This is a genomic window from Buchnera aphidicola (Myzocallis carpini), from assembly GCF_964059025.1.
In the GTDB taxonomy this organism is placed as follows: domain Bacteria; phylum Pseudomonadota; class Gammaproteobacteria; order Enterobacterales; family Enterobacteriaceae; genus Buchnera_L; species Buchnera_L aphidicola_AK.
The window spans coordinates 106,364-130,857 of record NZ_OZ060376.1 but is presented as its reverse complement, the minus strand read 5'-3'; the positions used below and the strand labels follow the sequence as shown (position 1 = coordinate 130,857).

Genomic DNA, 24,494 nt, shown 5'->3' with positions numbered 1-24,494 from the left:
ATTCATCATTGTATTAATATATAATCAGTAATGTTATAAAAAAAATACTAAATAATATAATTGTCATATAAGAACTTAAAAATCCATTCTCTATAGACAAAATATATTTATTACAAACAATAAATATACTTACTAAAGTATTCAAAAAAACATTTGATGCATTATAGAATATATATTTTGTTATTTTAGTAAATGGAGTAATAAATATAAATTTATATATTTTGAAAATATAAAAACCATGAACAAAAAAATTCAATAATACAGATACAAATATATTTTTAAATATTTTAGAAAAGATATTAATTTTTGTAAAATATAAAAAATATGATATTCCAAAACTCAACATAATAAAAAAACTAGAACAACATTCTAAATATAATTTTTCAAAATAATGCACCCTAACAGGTGTAGGGAAAAAATTTGATATATTTAAAATACAAAATCGACCTAAAAAAGTAGATAATACTAATAAAATAATTAATGGACACCATTGTAAAAAAGAAAAACGAAATTTTTTAACTATTATATTTGATTGGGTATGAAATACTATAAAAATTAATCGATAAATATATATTGTTGTTAAACAAGTTGATAACATTGCAATAGTGAAAAAAAATATATTCTGACTTTTAAAAATATAAAATAAAATACTACCTTTACTATAAAAACCTGAAGTCAGAATTGGAATGGAAGATAATGAAGAACCTCCTACTAAAAAACAAAAATACAAAAATGGAAATTCTCTCCATAATTGATTACCCATATAAAAAATATTTTTTTCATTTTTACATTGTATAATTAATGCACCTGCAGATAAAAATAATAATGCTTTAAAAATAGCGTGAGTAACTAAGTGCACAACAGCTGCATACCATGCTCCTACACTTAAAGCCATAAACATGTACCCAATTTGACTCATTGTAGAATATGCTAATATCTTTTTAATATCTACTTGAAATAATGCTGCAATGCTAGAAATTAATACCGTAATACTTCCTAATATACCCGATAAATTTAAAATTTTTGGAGTCATGATAAATAAATCATGATTTCTTAAAATTAAATATACACCTGCAGTAACCATAGTAGCAGCATGAATTAATGCAGACACTGGTGTAGGACCAACCATAGCTTTTGGCAGCCAAATGTGTAAAGGAATTTGTGCTGATTTTCCTATTGCACCAAATAACAACAAAATTGTTATCACATTTAATATTGTTGTATATTTGATAAGGTGAATTTTAATAAAAAATTGTATATCATAAAAATTCAAAGTATGGTAATAAAAATATATAGTTAATATTGCTGATATAAAAAATAAATCTCCTATTTTAGTAATTATAAATGACTGCATAGCAGATTTATTTACAATATTACTATAATAATAAAAATTAATTAAAAAATATGAACAAATACTAACACCTTCCCAACCAATATACATTGTAATAAAATTATCTGACAAAACGAGTATTAACATATTTGCAATAAAAAAATTTATTAATGCAAAAAATATTGCAATTTTTTTTTTTTTCATATACCAAATAGAAAAAATAGAAACTAAAAAACCAATACACAAAATCATAATAACAAATGTCAATGATAAATCATCTAATAATAAAGAAAAATTAACTTCATATTTTTCTAAAATAAACCATAACCATAATTTTTGTTTAATAATAAATAATTTGTTATGAATAAAATATAGCAATAAAAAAATTGCTATTATAGTAGATAACAATATTGAGGTAATACCAGTAAAAATAATAAAACGATACGAAAATATTCGGTGTAAAAATTGTAATACTAAAAAACTTAATATTGGAAATAAAATTATTAAATAAATAATATTCATTCACATTTCTCATTTAATTTATTAATATTGAGAGTATACTTTTTACGATACAATCGTATTAGTAATATCAAACTAATACTAGCTTCAATAGCAGATAAAGTAATTAATAATATATACATAATTTGACCATCAATATGATTCCAATATTTTCCAACAGCAATAAATAATAAAGCAATAGCGTTGATAATAACTTCCAATCCAATAAAAATAAAAAATATATTTTTATTAATAATAAATGTAGTAAATCCTATAAATAATAATATAAAAGAAACAGCAAAAAAATGAAATAAAGATATCATATTCTATCCTTTGATAACTTTAAAGAAACTAAATCATTTTTAGAAATTAAAAGAACAATTATTAAAGCTGACAATAATAATATTGAAAGACATTCAGTAATTAAAATATATGGTTGAAATAAAACTATTCCTAATGTGTGTAAATTATCAATGAGAACAACCACCTGTTTATAACGTAAATAAAATAATATATTGAAAAATAAAAAAAAGAAAATTAAAAATATTGAAATTATAAATAAAAAGCATCTAAAATAATTCAAAAAAAAATATCTTTTTTTTATTTTATGTTCTATATTAAACATCATAATCACAAAAATAAATAAAACTATAATAGCTCCAGAATAAATGATAATTTGTAACGATCCTATTAAATAATCCCCTAACAAAAAAAATACCGCAGATGTTGTTACAATAGATATACCAAGATAAAACAATGAATACATAATAGAATTTTGAAACGCTGATAATATTGTAAAAATAATCGTTAAAATTAAAAAACAAGAAATCAAAAATGACATGGAATATTATTCCTTAAGGTAATAAATCTTTTACATTTACTGGAATATTATGAATACAAGTGTCTTTTTTATCGTTTGAAAAAACAGAAACACCACATTGTTTATAAAAATTATACTTTGGATATTTCCCTGTTCCTGCAATAGATAAATCTTCTTTTTCATAAACTAAATCTTGTCTATTAAAATCACCTAATTCAAAATCAGGTATTAATTGAATTGCAGTCGTTGGACATGCTTCTTCACATAAACCACAGAAAATACAACGCGAAAAATTAATTCTAAAAAATTTTGGAAACCAACGACCTGACTTTTTTTGTGATTTTTGTAAAGATATACAACCGACAGGACAAACAGCAGAACATAAATTACAAGCTACACAACGATCTTTACCATCTGGATCTTTTGTTAAAACTATTCTACCTCGATATCTAGGAGGAAGATATATAGGATATTCTGGATACAAACGGGTTTCTCTTTTTTCAAACATATGTTTTGCAGTGATAAAAAGACTACGCAACTGAGTAAAAAATCCTAATAAAATATTTTTTAAATTCATAAAATACCTATTATTAAAATAATAATATGATCCATGCAGTAAATATTAAATTCAATAATGTTAAAGGTAAACAAATTATCCATCCAAAGTATAAAATTTGATCGTACCTAGGTCGAGGTAAAGCTGCACGTAATAAAATAAATACTATGATAAAAAATATTGTTTTCAATATAAACCAAAAATAACCAGAAAAATATGGTCCATACCATCCTCCAAAAAACATTGTTGTCATTAATGATGCCACTGTTATCATAGAAATATATTGACCAATAAAAAACATACCAAATTTTATACCAGAATATTCAATATGATATCCATCTGCTAATTCCTGTTCAGATTCTGGTTGATCAAAAGGATGTCGGTGACATAATGCTAAACTAGCAATAAAAAACGTTAAAAATCCAAAAAATTGCGGAAAAATATTCCATAAATACTTTTGAGAATTTACAATATCTATTAAATTAAAAGATTGAGACCTAGCAACAACACCCATTAAAGATAACCCTAAAAATACTTCATAACTTACAGTTTGTGCAACAGCACGTACAGCACCAAGTAATGCATATTTATTATTACTAGACCATCCAGCAAATAAAATTGCATATATTGAAAAAGAAGCCATCATTAAAAAAAATAAAACTCCTATATTTAAATTAATAACAAAACAATTAAAATTTATAGGAATAATTGCCATAACTAATAATAAAGAAATAAATGAAATCATAGGCGCGATAATAAAAAAAAAAGATTTACTAAAACTAGGTACCCAATCTTCTTTAAATAACATTTTTATAATATCGGCAAAAATTTGTAATATTCCAAACCAACCAACACGATTCGGACCATATCGATTTTGAAACAAACCCAATAGTCTACGTTCTACAAAACTTAACATAGCACCTAAAAAAATAATTAAAAATACTATAGATAATGAATTAATAAGATAATGTATTATATTGACAAATTTTAATAATAAATTTATCATAACATTTTTAAATAATCCCTCTTATATTTCGAATATTTTTACCTAATAATGTTCTGGGAACATTAAGGCGTCCCAATGGTAGTCCTATTTGTTGTAATGGTAATTTATAAGAAAATTTTATAAAAAATGTAAACTTATTTTTCAAACAATCACATTCAATGACAGAATTTTTTTTTAAACCTAAAATTTTTTTATATTGAATATTTAACAAAGCATATACCTTAGAATACTGTTTTTGAATTACAGGAGAATATTGACTTAATTCTTCATTTCCAAATAATACATAATATGGAACAATATTCCATTCACCTGTCATATTATTTAAATTAATCATTATATGAAAAAAAAAATTCTTATCTATTGCATGAGTTTGAAAAATTCTAATACCAGAATTATATGTTTGTTTTTTTAAGTCATATTTATTGAATGATTGTATAGAATTCCATCCAGGAAACCAAGAAAAAGGAATATATTCTAAATTATAATGTGACGGTTGCATACCTTCCATAGAAAAATTAAACATAGTATTTTTATCTTTTTTCTGTTCAGGTTCATGAACATTATAATGTGATAATATTGCTGTTCTTCCACTTGCTCTATGGGGTAATCTTGAAATTTTTTGATTTAAAATACGAAAATTACTATTTGGGGTTAAAAATTTTATTTTCCTAAAAAGTTCAATTTCATTAGAATATTCTTCAATAACATCATCTAAATGAATATTTTTTTTTTGATCATAAATATTCAAATATATTTTATATAGCCACTGCCAACTTTCTAAAATAGAGGATTGAGGACTATATATAATAGGATCACAAACAGAAAAAAATCTTTGCGAACGACCTTCGTAATTAATTACAGTACCTGAACTTTCAAAAAAATTCGATACAGGGAGTAACATAGTACTCTTTTTTGTTGTTTTTGTCATAATATGATCTAAAACAATTAAGTTTTTTAATTTTTTTAATACTTTATTTATAAAATCAGAACAAAAATTACGATATAAATCATTTTCTAATACTATTAACGTATCTACTGTTCCAGCAAGAATTTCATTAAGTGCATATTCTATAGAAAGATTAGACATGATACTAACTCCAATACTATTAGAAGAGGGAGTTAATAAAAGTAATCCAACATTTTTATTTAAATTTTGTAAACCTTTTGCAATATTAGTAGCTGCTTTAATTAAATTTGTACTACCAGAATGAGCACCTGAAATAATCAAAGGTTTTTTAGAAGATAATAAAGCATGAACAATTTTAAAAACCTTTTCACTAAAATTAATATCTACATTCTGTACATTATGAGATTGTTGATTAATATGATCAGAAATAGAAGATGCAAAAACTTCTTGATCTTGAATAGAACCATAATATTGCATTTGAGTGATATTATCTAAAGAAGTTTCATGACTATAAATAAGATAAATACATTTTTTATCATCATTAGAAATATTCAGCATAGCCATACTATGCCAATTTGGTATATCTCTTATATTTGTAGCATCTTTTTTTTTATTTCTATGTAATTGTCGTATTGATAAATCTAATCTAGGAGATGTTTGTGTAATATCTTCTCCAATAATTAAAACAACATCATAATCTTCTATTTCGGATAATGTAGGAATATAAATTCCGCTATTTTGTAAAATATTTACAATTAACTTTAAACAATTATGATCAGTATTGGAAAGACCACTAGAAAAATTTTCTTGATGAACTAATTTTCTTAAAGCAAAATTACTTTCAATACTAGATCTAATAGATCCAATACCAAGTACACGATTCGATTTTTTGATAATATTAGAAATCAAAAGAATAGTATCTTGTACATTTAAAATTGTATTATCTACATGAATATTTTTAATAGGATTTTTAATCCGATTATCTACATTCACATAACCATATCCAAATCTTCCTAAATCACATAAAAAATAACGATTTAAACTTTCATGATATCTATTTTCTATTTTACAAAGTTTTCCATATTTTTCTCCAATAATAATATTACACCCTAAACTACAATGTTGACATATACTTGGAGAATGTTGTAAATCCCATTTTCGATTATAATGTTCATAAGATGTTTTATCTGTAAAAACACCAGTAGGACATACTTCTATTAAATTACCTGAATGCACACTTTTAAAAGCTCCTTCTTGAAATCTACCAAAATAAATATTATTACTGGTTCCATAAACTCCAAAATCATCACCTCCAGAATAATCTTTATAATATCTTACACACCTATAACAACCAATACACCTATTCATCTGATGTGTTATAAATTCTCCCAGATATTGATTTTTATGAATACGCTTAGGATATATGTATCTACGATTATTTTGTTTTGTTATTACTGTCATATCTTGAAGATGACAATTTCCACCTTCTTCACATATTGGACAATCATGAGGATGATTAGTCATTAATAATTCTATAATTCCTTTTTGAAATTTTTGTGCTTCTCGATCTATTGTAGAAACTATCATATTTGGTATGATAGGTGTTATACAAGACATAATAATTCTTCCAACTTTATCATCAACATTATTATATTGCTTAACAGCACATAATCTACAAAAACCTACACTACCCAATTCAGGGTGCCAACAAAAATATGGAATATTTATATTTAAAGATAAACAATTTTGTAATAAGTTTTTTGATACATCTGCATTATATTTACTACCATTAATATATACCATAACCATAATTATATATTCCAAAATATAAAATCATTATATTAAAATAATATTCACATACAAAATACTATAAATTCAATTTAAACATATTCGGTTGAATTCCTGAAATATGATTTAAATATCTTTTTTTACTATTCACTCTTTTTTCAAAATCCTTTCTGAATATTTTCATTGCACTTTTTAATGGTGCAACAGCACCGGGTGCATGTGCACAAACTGTTTTTCCAGGACCTAATTGATAACATAAATCTTCCAAAATGTTCATATCATCAAACTTAGCATTAAATATTTTAAAATCCTGTAAAATTTTTACAATCCAAGGTAATCCTTCTCTACAAGGAGTACATAATCCACAGGATTCTCGAGCAAAAAATTGCTCTAAATTTAATATTAATGATACTATATCAATAGTATGATCAATTGCCATTGCTATACCAGTTCCTAATCTACTACCTAGATTTGCAATATTTTCGAAATCCATTTTAACATCAATATTTTTATCAGTTAATAAATCCGTTCCAGCTCCTCCAGGTTGCCAAGCTTTTAAAATATACCCTGTTTTCATACCACCTGCATATTCTTCTAATAATTCCCTAGCAGAAATTCCAAAAGGAACTTCCCAAACACCAGGATATTTTACTTTTCCTGAAAAACCCATTAATTTTGTACCTCGATCCTTGCTATTCTTAGAAAGATTTTTATACCATTCTACACCATGCAACATGATAGCAGGAACATTTGACAAAGTTTCCACATTATTTACACAAGTTGGTTTTCCCCATAAACCCACTGAAGCTGGAAAAGGAGGTTTAATTCTCGGATTAGCCCGACGACCTTCTAAAGAATTTATTAATGCCGTCTCTTCTCCACAAATATACCTTCCAGCACCAGTATGTAAAAAAATTTGAAAATTAAAGTTACTACCTAAAATGTTTTTCCCAAGATAACCATGATTTTTTGCTTCCATAAGAGCACGTTGTAAATAATTTTCTGCATCTACATATTCACCTCTTAAAAAAATATATGCTACAGATGCCTCTATAGCAAAACCAGAAATAATCATACCTTCAATTAACTGGTGAGGAATTTTTTCTAATAATAATCGATCTTTATATGTTCCAGGTTCCATTTCATCAGCATTACATAATAAATATCTCGCAAGATGATTTTTTTTAGGCATTAATCTCCATTTCATTCCTGTAGAAAAACCTGCTCCACCTCTGCCTTTTAATTCTGAATTATAAATAGTATCAATTACTTCTTTAGGATGAAATTTGTTTAATACTAATCTTAAAGCTGCATATCCATTCTTTTTTAAATACTCATCAATCCATATAGGATTGTCTTGATTTTGAAACCACCATGTTAGAGGATGTGTTTCAGGTTTTTTAATAATTTTTTTCATCTATATTTCTCTAATAAAATAGGTATATAATTAACTTTTACATTATTATAAGTATGATGATTAATCATTAAAACAGGAGCTTTATCACAATTACCTAAACATGAAATAGGTAATAAGGTAAACTTTTTATCATTAGTCATTTGACCAATTTTAATTTTTAATATATTTTCTAATGTACTTTTTATATTTTTACAACCCATAATATAACATACTACACTATCACAATATCGAATAACATTACGTGCTACTGGTTTACGATAAATTTGACTATAAAAAGTAGCTACTTCATCAAGCTCACTAGGTGATATACATAATACTTTAGCAATTGCACAAACCAAATCATCAGATATCCAACCTCTGTAATTTTGTACAATTTTTAAAGATTCGATAGATGCTGCAAGTATATTTTCATATTTCTTTTTTTCTTTTTGAATTTTATATATTTCTATAGCACTTAATATACTGTTTTTCATAATGTGCACACTTTAAAAAATAATTTTAAAAGATTTATCGATCTACATCAGACATAACAAAATCAATACTACCTAAATAAACAATCAAATCTGATATTAAACTGCCTCTAATTACAGAAGGTATTTGTTGTAAATGAGGAAAACTTGGAGTACGAATTCTAGTACGATAACTCATAGTACTACCATCACTAATTAAATAGTAACTATTAATACCCTTCGTTGCTTCAATCATTTGAAAGCTTTCATTCGCTGGAATTACTGGTCCCCAAGAAACTTGTAAAAAATGGGTAATCATAGATTCAATATTTCGTAAGGTTAATTCTTTTGGAGGAGGAGTAGTTAAAGGATGATCAGATTTAAATGGTCCACTGGGCATATTATGTAAACATTGTTTTAAAATTAATAAACTTTGCTGAATTTCTTCAATTTTTAAAATAACCCGCGAATAACAGTCGCTAATCCCATCACCTAATGGCACTGTAAAATCAAAATTTTCATATCCTGAATATGGTCTATGTTTTCGAACATCAAAATTTACTCCAGTTGCTCGTAATCCAGCACCAGTAATACCCCAATTTATTGCTTGTTGTCGATTATAACAAGCTATTCCTTTAGAACGATTAATTAAAATACTATTTTGAAAGGCAACTTTAATATAAGAATCTAATCTTTTTGGCATCCAATTTATAAATTCTAATAGTAATTTATCCCAACCCATCGGCAAATCATGTGCAACACCTCCAATTCTAAACCAAGCAGGATGCATTCTAGCACCAGTAATTGCTTCAATAATATCGTATATTTTTTGACGATCAGTAAAAGCTAAAAAAACAGGTGTCATTCCCCCAACATCTTGAATAAATGTTGAAATATACAAAAGATGGCTATTAATACGAAACAATTCAGATAACATCACTCGAATACACTGTACTCTATTAGGAACAATAATGTTAGCTAATTTTTCTACTGCTAATACATATGGCATTTCATTGACACATCCGCCTAAATATTCAATGCGATCTGTATAAGGAATATAACTATGCCATGATTGACGTTCTGCCATTTTTTCTGCACCTCGATGATGATATCCAATATCTGGAACACAATCTATAATTTCTTCACCATCTAACTGTAAAACAATTCTAAAAGCTCCGTGTGCAGAAGGATGGTTAGGACCAAGATTTAAAAACATAAAATCTGAATATTTATTTCCTTCCTTCATTCCCCATTCTTTCGGATTAAAAGATAAATCCTCCATAGCTAAATTTTCTTTTTCTTGATCTAAAAAAAAAGGGATATTTTCAGTTGCTCTTGCTGGATAATCTTTTCTTAAAGGATGTCCGATCCATTTTTTTGGCATAATAATACGAGTTAAATTTGGATGATTATTAAAAATAATACCAAACATTTCCCATGTTTCGCGCTCATACCAATTAGCATTTGGAAAAATTTTTGTTAATGTTGGAATATTTAAATCTTTTTCTAATAAAGGAACTTTAATTAAAACATCAATATTTTTATTAAAAAAAAACAAATGATAAAAAACAGAAAAATCAGAAGTAGGCAAATTTTTTTTATAAATTCGTAACCGTTCATCAATACCATGTAAATCAAATAACATGACATCAGAATTATTAAAGTTTTTCAAGAAATTCACTACTTCTAATAAAATATCACGATTTACCCAAATTACCAAAGCGTGAATTAATGTTTTTTGAACAATAAATGTATAATCTTTAAAGTAATTACGTAATTCTTGAAGAAGAATATCCATGATAAAAACTCAAAAATTCAATATTGCATCAATAATATCATATCTTAAAATAAATATATTAATAAAATCATTGTTATCATATAAATAAATACATGTTATACAATTAAATATTTTCTGGAGTTGATAAATTATATATTTGAGATCTTATAAGATGTTTTTTTGTTTTCATAGATTTCATATTAGCTTGGTAAATACCTTGATCTCCAACTACCCAAGACAAAGGTCTACGTTCTTTTCCAATTTTTTCCTGTAATAACATTAATCCTTGTATATATGCCTCAGGACGTGGAGGACAACCAGGAATATACACATCTACCGGTAAAAATTTGTCAACTCCTTGAACTACAGAATAAATGTCATACATACCTCCAGAATTAGCACAAGAACCCATGGAAATAACCCATTTAGGTTCTAACATTTGGTCATATAATCTTTGAATCACTGGTACCATTTTAATAAATGGTGTACCAGAAATAATCATAACATCTGATTGTCTCGGAGAAGCCCGTAACACTTCAGCACCGAATCTAGAAACATCATGTACAGATGTAAAAGATGTTACCATTTCAACATAACAACATGATAACCCAAAGTTATATGGCCACAAAGAATTTTTTCTACTCCAATTAACTAATTTTTTTAACAAAAAGGATAATTTCCCTGTAAAAATATTTTGAGTATTTTTTTTATCTATAGGATCGTTTACTATTTTTTTAGTATTTTGAGGGTATTTTCCGGAATTTTGAACATTGATTTTTGTTAAAGTATATTTCATAAAATTGTCCTAATCATAATTAAAAAATATTATTAATAATATTATTAGATTTTTTTGGAGTCCAAGAAAAAACATTTTCTTTTACAAGATATACTAATGATAGTATTAACATAACAATAAATATAAATATTTCAAAAAAACCCATCCAGCCAATTTTTCTTATACTAATAGACCATGTATAAATATATAACGCTTCAACATCAAAAAGTACAAAAAGAACTGCTAACAAATAAAATTTTATAGAAAATCTTATGTTTGTATCTCCATAAGAAGTAATTCCTGATTCAAAAGGAATATTTTTTTTTCTTGAGACATTATATGAACCTAAAAAACAACCAGCCAATAACATAAATATACAAATACTAAAAGAAGAAAAAATAAACAACATAAATTGATAATTTTGCATATAATGAAATTCCTATATTTATGATAAAATACAAAGATTATTTACAAAATATGAAATTTTAAAAAAATACAATATATATAAGTAAAAATAAATTTTAAATTTCTTAAAATATTTTTAATAATTATTATTTAAATATTTTAAAATCTCACTTGATCAAAAATAAAAAGACCTTATTTATCTTTAATAGGATAAATCACCTTTAAATGAAATATAGGTTATCAAAAATCAGTATATATGTTATTAAACTAAATAAACAATAAGGAAATAAATATGGGAAAAATTATTGGAATAGATTTAGGAACTACAAATTCCTGTATTGCAATTATGGATGGTAAACAACCTAAAGTATTAGAAAATTCAGAAGGTGATCGTACTACTCCATCTATTATTGCATATACTAAAGACGAAGAAATATTAGTAGGACAACCGGCAAAACGCCAATCAGTAACTAATCCAAAAAATACCTTATTTGCTATAAAAAGATTAATGGGTAGAAAATTTCAGGATGAAGAAGTACAAAAAGATATAAAGATCATGCCATATAAAATTATTAATTCAAATAATGGAGATGCTTGGATTAATGTTAAAGGAAAACATCTAGCACCACCTCAAATTTCTGCTGAAATATTAAAAAAAATGAAAAAAACAGCAGAAAATTATTTAGGAGAAAGAATTACAGAAGCAGTAATCACAGTACCAGCATATTTTAACGATGCACAAAGACAAGCAACAAAAGACGCAGGAAAAATAGCAGGATTAACAGTAAAACGTATTATTAATGAACCAACTGCTGCAGCTTTAGCATATGGATTAGATAAAAGTAAAGGAAATAAAATAGTTGCTGTATATGACTTAGGGGGAGGTACATTTGATATTTCAATTATTGAAATAGATAATGTAGATCAAGAAAAAACTTTTGAAGTGCTTTCCACAAATGGAGATACTCATTTAGGAGGAGAAGACTTTGATAGCCGTTTAATTAATTATTTAGTAGAAGAATTTAAAAAAGAACAAAGAATTGATTTGAGAAATGATGCCCTTGCTATGCAAAGATTAAAAGAAGCTGCTGAAAAAACTAAAATAGAATTATCATCGACACAACAAAGTGATGTTAATTTACCATATATTACTGCTGATGCTAATGGACCAAAACATTTAAATATTAAAATAACCAGATCAAAATTAGAATCATTAGTAGAAGATCTTATTACAAGATCTATTACTCCGTTAAAAATCGCACTAAAAGATGCCAAAATATCTATTTCTGATATCAATGATGTAATATTAGTTGGTGGACAAACTCGGATGCCACTAGTACAAGAAAAAGTAGAAAAATTTTTCGGAAAAAAACCTAGAAAAGATGTCAATCCTGACGAAGCAGTTGCTGTTGGTGCTGCAGTACAAGGAGGAGTACTATCAGGAGAAGTAAAAGACGTATTACTATTAGATGTCACACCATTATCATTGGGTATTGAAACCATGGGTAATATTATGACACCACTAATTAATAAAAATACTACTATTCCAACTAAACATAGTCAAATTTTTTCCACCGCAGAAGATAATCAATCAGCAGTGACTATACATATTTTACAAGGTGAAAGAAAAAAATCTACTGATAACAAATCTTTAGGACAATTTAACTTAGATGGCATCGAACCTGCTCCAAGAGGAATTCCACAAATTGAAGTAACATTTGATATTGATGCAGATGGTATATTACATGTTTCAGCAAAAGATAAAAAAACAGGAAAAGAACAAAAAATTACAATACAAGCATCATCTGGATTAAAAGAATCTGAAATTAAAAAAATGATATCAGATGCTGAAATAAATGCTGAATCTGATCGACAATTTGAAGAACTTATTAAAGTTAAAAATCAAGGCGATCAAATTTCACATAGTACAAAAAAACAATTACAAGAAGTAAAAAATCAACTTACAAAAGAAGAATATGAAAATATTAATAAAGTTATTGGAGAATTAGATATATTATTAAAAAAAGATAATAAATCTGATATAGAAAATAAAATACAAGAATTAATACAAAAAAGTAGTAAATTAATCGAAATAGCACAAAAAAAACAAAAAGATATTCAAAAAAATCAACAAAATAATTCTAATAAAAAAGAAGATAATGTAGTTGATGCAGAATTTGAAGAAATTAAAGAACCAAAAAATAAAAAATAATATCTTCTAATATCTCTAAATTCATACGGGCGTATTACATTATATTTACGTCCGTTAAAAATTCGTAATATTTAGGAAAATCGAATGACAAAAAAAGATTATTATAAAATATTAAACATTCCTAAGTCTGCTAATGATAGAGAAATAAAAAAAGCTTATAAAAAATTAGCTATGCAATATCATCCTGATAGAAATCCAGACAACAAAAATGCCGAAAATAAATTTAAAGAAATTAAAGAAGCATATGAAGTATTAATTGATTCGCAAAAAAGATCAGCATATGACCAATATGGACACAGTGCTTTTGAACAAGGTGGATATTCAAATAATACCTCCTTCGACGGTAATTTTTCTAGTAATACAGATTTTAGTGATATTTTCGGAGATGTTTTTGGTGATATTTTCGGTAGTAATAAAAAAAATAAACCAAAAAAAGGATCAGATCTGCAATATAATATCGAAATCTCTTTAGAAGAATCCGTAAAAGGAGTGAGCAAAGAAATTTTTATTCCTATATTTCAAAAATGTAATTTTTGTCATGGTAGTGGTTCATATTTAGGAGAAAAATCGAAAAAATGTAATCCTTGTAAAGGAAGTGGTCAAATACACATTAGACAAGGTTTTTTTTCTGTTCAACAAACATGTTCTAATTGTCAAGGTAGCGGTGAAATCATTGATAATCCTTGCAATCAATGCAATGGTAGTGGAAGAATTAAAAAACCAAAAAAAATCATTATTAAAATACCAAAGGGTGTTGATACTAATGATAAAATAAAACTCCAAAATGAAGGAGAAGCAGGAAAACATGGTGCACAATCAGGAGATCTATATATTCAAATTTTTGTAAAAAAACACAATATTTTTCAAAGAAAAGAAAATAATTTATATTGCGATGTTCCTATTAATTTTTGTATGGCTGCATTGGGAGGTAATATTGAAGTACCTACATTAGATGGAAAAATTAAAATTCGAATACCAGAAGAAACACAATCAGGAAAGCTATTCAGAATTCAAGGGAAAGGAATCCGATCTATTCGAAATCAAAATATGGGTGATCTATTTTGTAGAATCATCATAGAAACACCAATTAATTTGAACAATAAACAAAAAGAACTACTTAGAGAATTAGAGCGTAGTATTAATAATAATAAAAATAAAAAAAAAAATAATCCAAAATCAAAAAGATTTTTTGAAGGTATCAAAAAGTTTTTTGACGATTTAACAAAATAAAAAATATAGTATTGCTTTATAAAATATATATGAAGCAATACTACTGTCATAAAAATAATATAAATACAAAGTATTAAGGTATTTTTTTTATTTTTAAATATAATCTAGATTTACATCTAGATGCTTTATTTTTATGAATTATTTTTTTAGTTGCAAAACGATCTAGAATAGGTTGTAATATTTTCCACGACTCTTGTGCAAGAATTTTATTTTTTTGAATAATTGCTATATCAACTTTTTTAATTAATGTACGTAATAAAGATTTTCTACTTTTATTAAATTGATTATTTTTTTTAGATTGTATAGCATGTTTTTTAGAAGATTTAATATTAGACAATGATATTTCTCCTATTATGAAAAATGAACAACTTACATATAATAGTTCATAAAATACTAATCAATATGAATATTTCAAAATTTTTAAAGTATTTTGTAAAAAATAATTATTTTATACATACAGAATCAATATCATTCCATATAAAAATAATAATTTTGAAAATATAAAATATTAATAAAGTATATCTTTAGAAGTAAAACTGTATATCACAGTATTATAACATATATTATAAAAAACTATTAAAAATATTTTAGTATTAAATATATATTTTTATTCATAATGAGGATTCGATGAAATCTTATCAAAACACTTTAAATTTACCTAAAACAAACTTTCCAATGAGAGGTAATTTATCTGAAAAAGAACCTGTTACTTTAAATAAATGGAAAAAAAATAATATATACCAACAAATTCGAAAAAAAAACGAAAAAAAACCCAATTTTATAATACACGACGGACCACCATATGCTAATGGAAATATTCACATTGGTCATGCTATAAATAAAATTTTAAAAGATATTATTACAAAATCAAAAACATTATGTGGTTTTAATACACCATATACTCCATTTTGGGACTGCCATGGATTACCTATTGAACATCAAATAGAAAAACAATTTGGAAAACCAGGAGATCAAATAACAAAAGAAAAGTTTAGACAAATGTGTAAAGAATATGTTATACAACAAGTAAAAAAACAAAAAAAAGATTTTATAAGATTAGGAATTTTTGGCGATTGGGAAAATGCACAATTAACTATGCAACCAAACTTAGAATCTAATGTTATAAAAATATTAGGAAAAATTATTGAAAATAAATATTTGTATCAAGGATTTAAACCTGTGCATTGGTGTATAAAATGCCAGTCTGCATTAGCAGAAGCAGAAGTAGAATATGATACAAAAAAAACAAAATCTATTATTGTACTTTTTTCATGTTTCCAATTAGAAAATCTGAAAAAAATTTTTTCAATTAATATCAAAATACTAGCGATATATATAAGTATTTGGACCACAACTCCATGGAGTATTCCAGCAAATCGGGCAATTGCCGTTCATCCTAATTTTCAATATCAATTAATTTGCTACAAAAAAAAATATGTAATTATTGCAAAAAAATTAGTTGTAAATATTATGAAAAAAATAAAAATCACAAAATGGAAAGTTTGTAGTACGATATATGGACACCAATTAGAACATTTGCAATTTATACATCCATTTCTAAATAATACAATACCAATTATATTATCAACACATGTGACACTGGATGCAGGAACAGGAGCTGTACATATAGCACCAGATCACGGTGAAGAAGATTATTTGATAAGTAGAAAATATAAAATACCTATAGCAAATATTATTGATCATGCAGGAAATTACATCAATAATATACATGATAAATTAAATTATTTAAATATTTTTAAAAGCGAAAAAATAATTATTGAATTAATTCAAAATAACAATTTATTATTATGTTCTGAAAATTTATATCATTCCTATCCACATTGTTGGAGACATAAAACACCTATTATTTATAGAACAACTAAACAATGGTTTATAAAAGTACAAAATAAAGTATTTAAAAAAAATATACTAAATGATATTAAAAAAGTAAAATGGATCCCTGACTGGGGATATAATAGAATGCATACAATGATTGAAAATCGTCCTGACTGGTGTATTTCTAGACAAAGAGTATGGGGAGTACCTATAACAGTATTTCTGCATAAAAAAACCAATCAACTACATCCAGAAACTACTAATATTTTTAAAATAATTAGTAACCTTATCAAGTTACACGGAATAGAAATATGGTGGAAAATAGATAAAAAAGAAATTTTAGGTAAAGATTATCAAGAATATAAAAAATCTAAAGATATTTTAGATGTTTGGTTTGAATCAGGATGTATAAATAATACAATCAGTAGTAATAAAAAAAATAAAATTAATAACCTCCACATGTACTTAGAAGGATCAGATCAATATAGAGGATGGTTTATGTCTTCTATTATTATTTCAAAAAGTATGAAAAATATATTACCATTTCAAACAGTATTAACACATGGATTTGCAGTAGATCACTTAGGGAAAAAAATGTCTAAATCTATTGGAAATGTTATTACTCCAATAGAAATTATTAAAAAATTTGGAGCTGATGTTTTAAGATTATGGACAGCATCAACAAATTATACAAGCGATATTATTATATCGGATGCAATAATAAAACAGATTTCTGATTATTATCGTAGAATTCGAAATACAAGTAGATTTTTATTAAGCAACATAAATGATTTTGACCCATACACTCATACTATTGATTTTTCTAAAATGCTAATCATAGATCAATGGATCTTAAATAGAACAAAAAAAATACAAGAAAAAATCATTATATTATACCAAAATTATAAATTTCACAAAGTAGTCAAAAAAATTATGCAATTTTGTTCTATAGAATTAGGTTCTTTTTATTTAGAAATTATTAAAGATAGACAATATACATTACAAAAAAATAGTATAGAAAGAAAAAGTTGCCAAACGGCATTATATTATATTCTACATGCATTAGTTCGCTGGATAACTCCAATATTACCATTTACGGCAGATGAAATTTGGGAATATATACCTGGAAAACATGATACATCGATTTTTATAGAAGAATGGTTTCGAATTCCATACAATATATTACAAAAGAATGCTATTAGTAATGAAAACTGGATTAAATTATATAATTTAAGGATTGAAATTAATAAAATAATAGAATTAGAAAAAAAAAAGAAAAATATAAAAAATTCTCTGGAAAGTAGCATTATATTATATGTAAAAAATGATTTCTATAAATTAGTTACAATACTTGCATACGAATTAAAATTTTTATTTTTAGTTTCTAAAGTAACAATTCAAAAATATCAAGATGCACCTATAAAATCTTATAAAAATAAAAATATTCAAGATATAAAAATATTAATACAAAAATATTTTGGTATAAAATGCCCAAGATGTTGGAATTATTATAATCATATATATATCAAAAATGTCAATAAAGAAATTTGTAATAGATGTAATAAAAATATATATGAAAATGGAGAAAAAAGAAAATTTATATAAAAACTTTTTTTTATTGTTAATCATATTCATGATAGATTTTTGTAGTAAACTATATATCGTATATAATTATAATCTATATCAATTTCAAAAAATAGTATCTATAATCAATATTTATTATGTACATAACCATCAGATAGCCTATACTTTTTTTACAAAATTTCCTCAATATTTAAATTATCTTATTATTATTATTAACGTTATTACAATCACTGTGATTTTCCAAAATAATTATTTAAACCACCAAGATAACATTCAATATATATTAATATTGGGAGGATCCATAGGAAATACTTTTGATAGAATACAATATGGATACATAATAGATTTTATAGATATTTATCTATATCATATACATGTAGTTATTCTAAACTTTGCAGATATTATTATAATAATTGGATTAATATTTTTAATAAAAAATAAAATGATTCAAAATTCTCATATAATGTAAAAATCTTATAATATACCATTATAATAAAAATAATTTATCGTAAATATTATAATAATATTTATTTTTTTTTGAAATACTAACTGAAATATAAAAATATGCATAATAAAATTATTAAAATTGGAATTACTGGTGCTTACGGAAGAATGGGTAGTAGTATTCTTACAGAAGTCAAAAAATACAAAAATGTTATTTGTACTTGTATAATTGTTAAAGTAATAAATAAAAAAAATTGTTTTTATGATAAAAAAATAAAAATTACTGAAAATATTGAAAAAGAAATTAATACTTTTGATGTTTTAATAGATTTTACTACACCAAAAAATACTTTAAATAATTTGTATATATGTAAAAAATATCAAAAAAATATTATTATAGGAACAACAGGATTTAATGAATCTGAAATGTCAATTATTAAGCAATATTCTAAATATATTGCAATTGTATTTTCAGCAAACTTTAGTATAGGCATTAATGTCATATTTCAAATGTTAAAACAAGCGACAAAAATGTTAGATGAATCTTATGATATTGAAATTTTAGAAAAACACCACAGAAATAAAATCGATTCTCCTTCAGGAACTGCTTTAAAAATTGGAAACATCATTGCAAAATATAAAAAATGGAATTTAAATGAAAGTAGTATATATAGAAAAAAAGAAATTACTAAAATTAGAAAAAGCAATCAAATTGGGTTTTCAATTATAAGAGGCGGAAATATTATTGGAGAACATGAAATTATGTTTTTGGGAGCTGGAGAAAATATTATTATTAAACACCAAGCAAATAATAGAAATACTTTCTCGAACGGTGCTATTCAATCAGCAATATGGGTAATAACAAAAGAGTATGGATTATTTAGTATGATAGATGTTTTAAACATGTCATAAATAGATTTTAAAAATACAATATTAATATTATTTGAATAAAAAAATATATTTGTATTTACGATGTAAAATAAAATTTATTCAATTGGAGAAAAAATTGAAAAAATCTGCATTTTTATCTTTAGAAGATGGTACATTATTTAAAGGGGAATCTATTGGAGCAACAGGAATTGCAGTTGGTGAAATCGTATTTAATACTGCAATGACTGGATATCAAGAAATATTAACTGATCCTTCTTATAAAAATCAAATGATTATGTTTACATATCCTCATATCGGTAATACTGGTATTAATAATATAGATGCTGAATCTAATAATATTCATATTCAAGGTGTCATCACACGTAATGTTTCTTTAATTGATAGTCATTATAGAAGTAGTATGAGTTTTTCAGAATATCTCAAGAAACATCAAATTATAGGAATTACAAATATTGATACAAGAAAATTAACAAAAAAAATAAGAAATACAGGAAGTCAATATGGATGTATACTCAGTGATCAAAATATTAATATAGCATCAGTATATCAACACATACAAAAAAAAATTACTCAATCAAATGTACAATTATTAAAAGAAGTAAGTACTACAAATATTTACCATTGGAGTACAGGAACACAAAAAATAGAAAAAAAAACAACCAGTATTCAAAAAACAAAATTATCTTTTCATGTTGTGATTTATGATTTTGGGATTAAAAAAAATATTTTAAGATTACTAGTAGATTATGGATGTTATTTAACTGTTGTACCGTATACCACTTCTGCTGAATATATTATTGCATTAAAACCAGATGGAATTCTACTTTCAAATGGTCCAGGAGATCCTAGATCATATATTGAAATTATTACAAATATTCAAAAATTACTAACAACCAAAATACCTATTTTTGGAATATGCTTAGGACATCAATTACTAGCTTTAGCAAATTTAGCAAAAATTAAAAAAATGAAATTTGGACATCATGGTAGTAATCATCCTGTACAAAATATAAAAAATAAAAAAGTTATGATTACTACACAAAATCATAATTTTACCATTGATAAAAAAAATTTACCAAAAAATATTACAATCACTCATATATCTTTGTTTGATCATACAATACAAGGTATTGAAATTAATAATAAAAATGTATTTGGTTTTCAAGGACACCCAGAAGCTAACCCAGGTCCTAACGATACACAAAAATTATTTGAAAAATTTATAAAAAACATTAAAAATTATAAACAGAATTAGTATAGGAATAAACATGCCAAAACGTACCGACATTAAATCTATTTTAATTATTGGAGCTGGTCCTATCATTATTGGTCAAGCCTGTGAATTTGATTATTCAGGGACGCAGGCATGTAAAGCATTAAAAGAAGAAGGATATAAAATAATTTTAGTCAATTCAAATCCTGCAACAATTATGACTGATCCTGAAATCGCTGATGCGACATATATTGAACCAATAAATTGGAAAATTATTAAAAAAATCATTAAAAAAGAAAAACCTGATGCAATACTACCAACCATGGGAGGACAAGTTGCACTGAACTCCACATTAAAATTACATGAAAAAGGAATTTTATCACTTTATAATATAAAAATTATTGGTGCTAGTATTCAATCTATTCAAAAATCTGAAAATAGAAATTTATTTAAACAAACAATTGAACAAATTGGATTAAAAACTGCAAAATGTAAGATTGTTAATAATATGCAAGATGCAATACAGGCATCTAAAGAAATTGGATTTCCCTGTATTATTAGACCATCTTTTACTATGGGTGGATCCGGGGGAGGTATTGCATACAATTATGAAGAATTTAAAAAAATTTGTGAACAAGGACTATCTCTATCCCCAATCCATGAATTAATTATTGATGAATCATTATTGGGGTGGAAAGAATATGAAATGGAAGTCGTACGAGATTGTAATGATAATTGCATTATAGTATGTAGTATTGAAAATATTGATCCTATGGGTATACACACTGGAGATTCTATTACAGTTGCTCCTGCACAGACTTTAACTGACAAAGAATATCAAATGTTACGAAATGCATCAATTAAAATTTTACAAGAAATTGGTGTAGAAACAGGAGGTTCTAACGTACAATTTGCTATTAACCCTAAAAATGGGAAAATGATTGTTATCGAAATGAATCCTAGAGTTTCTAGATCATCTGCTTTAGCATCAAAAGCAACTGGATTTCCAATTGCAAAAATAGCAGCAAAATTAGCAATAGGATATACATTAGATGAATTACATAATGATATTACAAATAATAGCATACCCGCATCTTTTGAACCGACAATAGATTATGTTGTTACTAAAATACCAAGATTTAATTTTGAAAAATTTTTAGGTTGTAACGATAGACTTACAACACAGATGAAATCTGTTGGAGAAGTCATGGCAATCGGTAAAACGTTTCAAGAATCTATACAAAAAGCTATGCAGGGATTAGAAATTGAATCATATGGATTCGAATCTAAAATTGATACTAAGAATGTAAAAAATATTAAAAAAATTCAATATGAATTAAAAAACCCAGGATCTGAAAGACTTTGGTATATAGCAGATGCATTAAGAATGGGATTTACTATCAAAAAAATTCATAAATTAACAAATATTGATCCATGGTTTATATCTCAAATACAAGATATTATAGATACTGAAAAAAAAATAAAAAATACAAAGTTATATGAAATAGATTATTCTTTTTTAAAAAAGATTAAAAAAAAAGGTTTTTCTGATACTAGAATAGCAATACTTATGCAACTTACAGAACAAGATATTCGAACAATACGTTATAATTTAAATTTACATCCTGTATATAAAAGAATTGATACTTGTTCTGCAGAATTTCATACAGAAACAGCATATATGTATTCAACATGGGAAGAAGAATGTGAATCTCATCCTACAAAATCTCAAAAAAAAATAATTATTTTAGGTGGCGGACCAAATAGAATAGGACAAGGAATAGAATTTGATTACTGTTGTGTACATGCTGTACAAGCACTACAAGAAGACGGATATGAAACAATTATGATTAATTGTAATCCGGAAACTGTTTCTACAGATTATGATATTTCTGACAGACTATATTTTGAATCAATTACATTAGAAAACATATTAGAAATTATTAGAATAGAAAACCCTAAAGGAATTATTATACAATACGGAGGACAAACCCCATTAAAATTAGCTAAAGATTTAAAAAAACTTAATATACCAATTATTGGAACTGATCCAAAAAATATTGATAAAGCAGAAGATAGATATCAATTTCAAAAAATAGTCACTGCATTAAAATTAAAACAACCAAAAAATACAACAATTACGACAATAGAAGAAGGAATATTAGCCTCTCAAGATATTCAATACCCAATCATGGTACGTCCATCTTATGTATTAGGTGGTCGATTTATGAAAATTGTATATAATGAACATGATTTAAAAAAATATTTTCAAAAAATATTACAACCATCTCAAAAAAATCCTATTTTCTTAGATCATTATTTAGAAAACGCAGTAGAAATAGATGTAGATATTATTTGCGACGGAAAAGATGTTTTAATTGGGGGTATTATGGAACATATTGAACAAGCAGGTATACACTCTGGAGATTCTTCTTGTTCTCTTCCACCATATACACTCAATGAAAATATTATTAAAGAAATTAAAAAACAAGCCATTCAGTTATCTTTTGCTCTATCAGTAATAGGTTTAATGAATATACAAATGGCTATAAAAAATAACACAATATATATTATTGAAGCAAATCCTAGAGCTTCACGTACTATACCATTTGTATCTAAAGCAACTGGTATACCATTAGCTAAAATTGCCGCAAAAGTCATGAATGGAATATCTTTAAAACAACAAAGATATAATAAAGAAATCAAGTTATCATATTTTTCTGTTAAAGAATCTATATTACCATTTAATAAATTTCCTGGTACAGATCCTATATTAGGACCTGAAATGCGCTCAACTGGAGAAATTATGGGTATAGGAAAAACATTTCCTGATGCTTTTGCAAAAATTATGCTTAGTACACATACTAAAATTAAAAAAAAAAATCGCGTTTTGCTATCAATAAAAAAATCAGATAAAAACAATATTATTAATTTAGCATTAATATTAACACAATTACATTTTCAAATAGATACAACAGAAAAAATTCATAAAAAATTAAAAGATTTCGGTATAAAATCAAGAATGGTCAATCAAGTACACGAAGGTAGACCAAACATATATGACCATTTAAAAAATGGAGAATACTCTTATATTATAGATACTACAAAACCTAATAAAAAAATTGAAACTATCAAATTAATTAGAACTATTGCATTAGAAAATAATATTCATTATGATACTACTATTAATGCAGCTTTTGCAACAACAATGTCTTTAAAAACTAATCCTGATCATTGTATCATAAAATTACAAGATATGTATCAAAAAAAAAATATCACTCAATAAATCCCATTTCAATAAAATTATTTAATATTCTGAAACGATGCACTACCATAATAATAAAAATATAAAAAAT

The 24,494-nt window shown here is 25.2% G+C and carries 19 protein-coding genes; 7 read left to right on the top strand and 12 right to left on the bottom strand.

Going from position 1 to position 24,494, the window contains the following annotated elements; all coding sequences use genetic code 11:
- Positions 1 to 13 precede the first annotated feature (13 nt).
- From AB4W53_RS00600 to ndhC, 11 genes are all read right to left on the bottom strand, one after another.
- On the bottom strand, positions 14 to 1,852 hold the full coding sequence (locus tag AB4W53_RS00600) for an NADH-quinone oxidoreductase subunit L (RefSeq protein ID WP_367672015.1): 1,839 nt from the start codon (positions 1,850 to 1,852) through the stop codon (positions 14 to 16).
- Complete coding sequence (gene nuoK, locus AB4W53_RS00595; protein ID WP_367672013.1) at positions 1,849 to 2,151, bottom strand: NADH-quinone oxidoreductase subunit NuoK; 303 nt, start codon at positions 2,149 to 2,151, stop codon at positions 1,849 to 1,851. Before nuoK ends, AB4W53_RS00600 begins: the two co-directional genes overlap by 4 nt.
- Positions 2,148 to 2,669 carry an NADH-quinone oxidoreductase subunit J gene (locus AB4W53_RS00590; RefSeq protein WP_367672011.1) on the bottom strand — a complete coding sequence of 174 codons (522 nt, stop codon included), beginning with the start codon at positions 2,667 to 2,669 and terminating at the stop codon, positions 2,148 to 2,150. Before AB4W53_RS00590 ends, nuoK begins: the two co-directional genes overlap by 4 nt.
- 13 nt (positions 2,670 to 2,682) lie before the next feature.
- On the bottom strand, positions 2,683 to 3,225 hold the full coding sequence (gene nuoI / locus AB4W53_RS00585) for an NADH-quinone oxidoreductase subunit NuoI (protein WP_367672009.1): 543 nt from the start codon (positions 3,223 to 3,225) through the stop codon (positions 2,683 to 2,685).
- 13 nt (positions 3,226 to 3,238) lie between these two features.
- A complete protein-coding gene (nuoH, locus tag AB4W53_RS00580; protein WP_367672007.1) occupies positions 3,239 to 4,210 on the bottom strand; it encodes an NADH-quinone oxidoreductase subunit NuoH in 972 nt (323 codons plus the stop codon).
- A 7-nt stretch (positions 4,211 to 4,217) separates the two neighbouring features.
- Positions 4,218 to 6,926: an NADH-quinone oxidoreductase subunit NuoG gene (gene nuoG, locus AB4W53_RS00575; protein ID WP_367672006.1), complete on the bottom strand. Its 2,709-nt coding sequence runs from the start codon at positions 6,924 to 6,926 to the stop codon at positions 4,218 to 4,220.
- Positions 6,927 to 6,984: 58 nt separating this feature from the next.
- On the bottom strand, positions 6,985 to 8,322 hold the full coding sequence (nuoF, locus tag AB4W53_RS00570) for an NADH-quinone oxidoreductase subunit NuoF (RefSeq protein WP_367672005.1): 1,338 nt from the start codon (positions 8,320 to 8,322) through the stop codon (positions 6,985 to 6,987).
- On the bottom strand, positions 8,319 to 8,795 hold the full coding sequence (gene nuoE / locus AB4W53_RS00565) for an NADH-quinone oxidoreductase subunit NuoE (RefSeq protein ID WP_367672003.1): 477 nt from the start codon (positions 8,793 to 8,795) through the stop codon (positions 8,319 to 8,321). The genes nuoF and nuoE overlap by 4 nt, the downstream gene beginning before the upstream one ends.
- 34 nt (positions 8,796 to 8,829) lie before the next feature.
- Complete coding sequence (gene nuoC / locus AB4W53_RS00560) at positions 8,830 to 10,569, bottom strand: NADH-quinone oxidoreductase subunit C/D (RefSeq protein ID WP_367672002.1); 1,740 nt, start codon at positions 10,567 to 10,569, stop codon at positions 8,830 to 8,832.
- A gap of 103 nt (positions 10,570 to 10,672) precedes the next feature.
- Positions 10,673 to 11,344: an NADH-quinone oxidoreductase subunit B family protein gene (locus AB4W53_RS00555; RefSeq protein ID WP_367672000.1), complete on the bottom strand. Its 672-nt coding sequence runs from the start codon at positions 11,342 to 11,344 to the stop codon at positions 10,673 to 10,675.
- A 19-nt stretch (positions 11,345 to 11,363) separates the two neighbouring features.
- Positions 11,364 to 11,750 carry an NADH-quinone oxidoreductase subunit A gene (gene ndhC, locus AB4W53_RS00550; protein ID WP_367671998.1) on the bottom strand — a complete coding sequence of 129 codons (387 nt, stop codon included), beginning with the start codon at positions 11,748 to 11,750 and terminating at the stop codon, positions 11,364 to 11,366.
- 270 nt (positions 11,751 to 12,020) lie between these two features.
- On the opposite strand from ndhC, the gene dnaK reads away from it, so the two are divergent.
- Positions 12,021 to 13,940 (top strand): molecular chaperone DnaK, encoded by a 1,920-nt coding sequence (gene dnaK / locus AB4W53_RS00545; protein WP_367671997.1) that lies wholly within the window; start codon positions 12,021 to 12,023, stop codon positions 13,938 to 13,940.
- Between the two features lie 84 nt (positions 13,941 to 14,024).
- Positions 14,025 to 15,170 (top strand): molecular chaperone DnaJ, encoded by a 1,146-nt coding sequence (dnaJ, locus tag AB4W53_RS00540; RefSeq protein WP_367671996.1) that lies wholly within the window; start codon positions 14,025 to 14,027, stop codon positions 15,168 to 15,170.
- Positions 15,171 to 15,243: 73 nt separating this feature from the next.
- Here dnaJ and rpsT read toward each other — a convergent pair whose 3' ends face one another.
- Complete coding sequence (gene rpsT, locus AB4W53_RS00535; RefSeq protein ID WP_367671995.1) at positions 15,244 to 15,507, bottom strand: 30S ribosomal protein S20; 264 nt, start codon at positions 15,505 to 15,507, stop codon at positions 15,244 to 15,246.
- 290 nt (positions 15,508 to 15,797) lie between these two features.
- On the opposite strand from rpsT, the gene ileS reads away from it, so the two are divergent.
- The 5 genes from ileS to carB all read left to right on the top strand — a co-directional run bounded on the left by ileS (position 15,798) and on the right by carB (position 24,424).
- Positions 15,798 to 18,611 carry an isoleucine--tRNA ligase gene (ileS, locus tag AB4W53_RS00530; RefSeq protein ID WP_367671993.1) on the top strand — a complete coding sequence of 938 codons (2,814 nt, stop codon included), beginning with the start codon at positions 15,798 to 15,800 and terminating at the stop codon, positions 18,609 to 18,611.
- Positions 18,538 to 19,059 carry a signal peptidase II gene (gene lspA / locus AB4W53_RS00525; protein ID WP_367671992.1) on the top strand — a complete coding sequence of 174 codons (522 nt, stop codon included), beginning with the start codon at positions 18,538 to 18,540 and terminating at the stop codon, positions 19,057 to 19,059. Before ileS ends, lspA begins: the two co-directional genes overlap by 74 nt.
- Before the next feature lie 95 nt (positions 19,060 to 19,154).
- On the top strand, positions 19,155 to 19,946 hold the full coding sequence (dapB, locus tag AB4W53_RS00520; RefSeq protein ID WP_367671990.1) for a 4-hydroxy-tetrahydrodipicolinate reductase: 792 nt from the start codon (positions 19,155 to 19,157) through the stop codon (positions 19,944 to 19,946).
- 94 nt (positions 19,947 to 20,040) lie between these two features.
- Positions 20,041 to 21,180, top strand: coding sequence for a glutamine-hydrolyzing carbamoyl-phosphate synthase small subunit (carA, locus tag AB4W53_RS00515; protein WP_367671989.1), 1,140 nt, complete (start codon positions 20,041 to 20,043; stop codon positions 21,178 to 21,180).
- 13 nt (positions 21,181 to 21,193) lie between these two features.
- Positions 21,194 to 24,424 (top strand): carbamoyl-phosphate synthase large subunit, encoded by a 3,231-nt coding sequence (gene carB, locus AB4W53_RS00510; protein WP_367671987.1) that lies wholly within the window; start codon positions 21,194 to 21,196, stop codon positions 24,422 to 24,424.
- Positions 24,425 to 24,494: the final 70 nt, after the last annotated feature.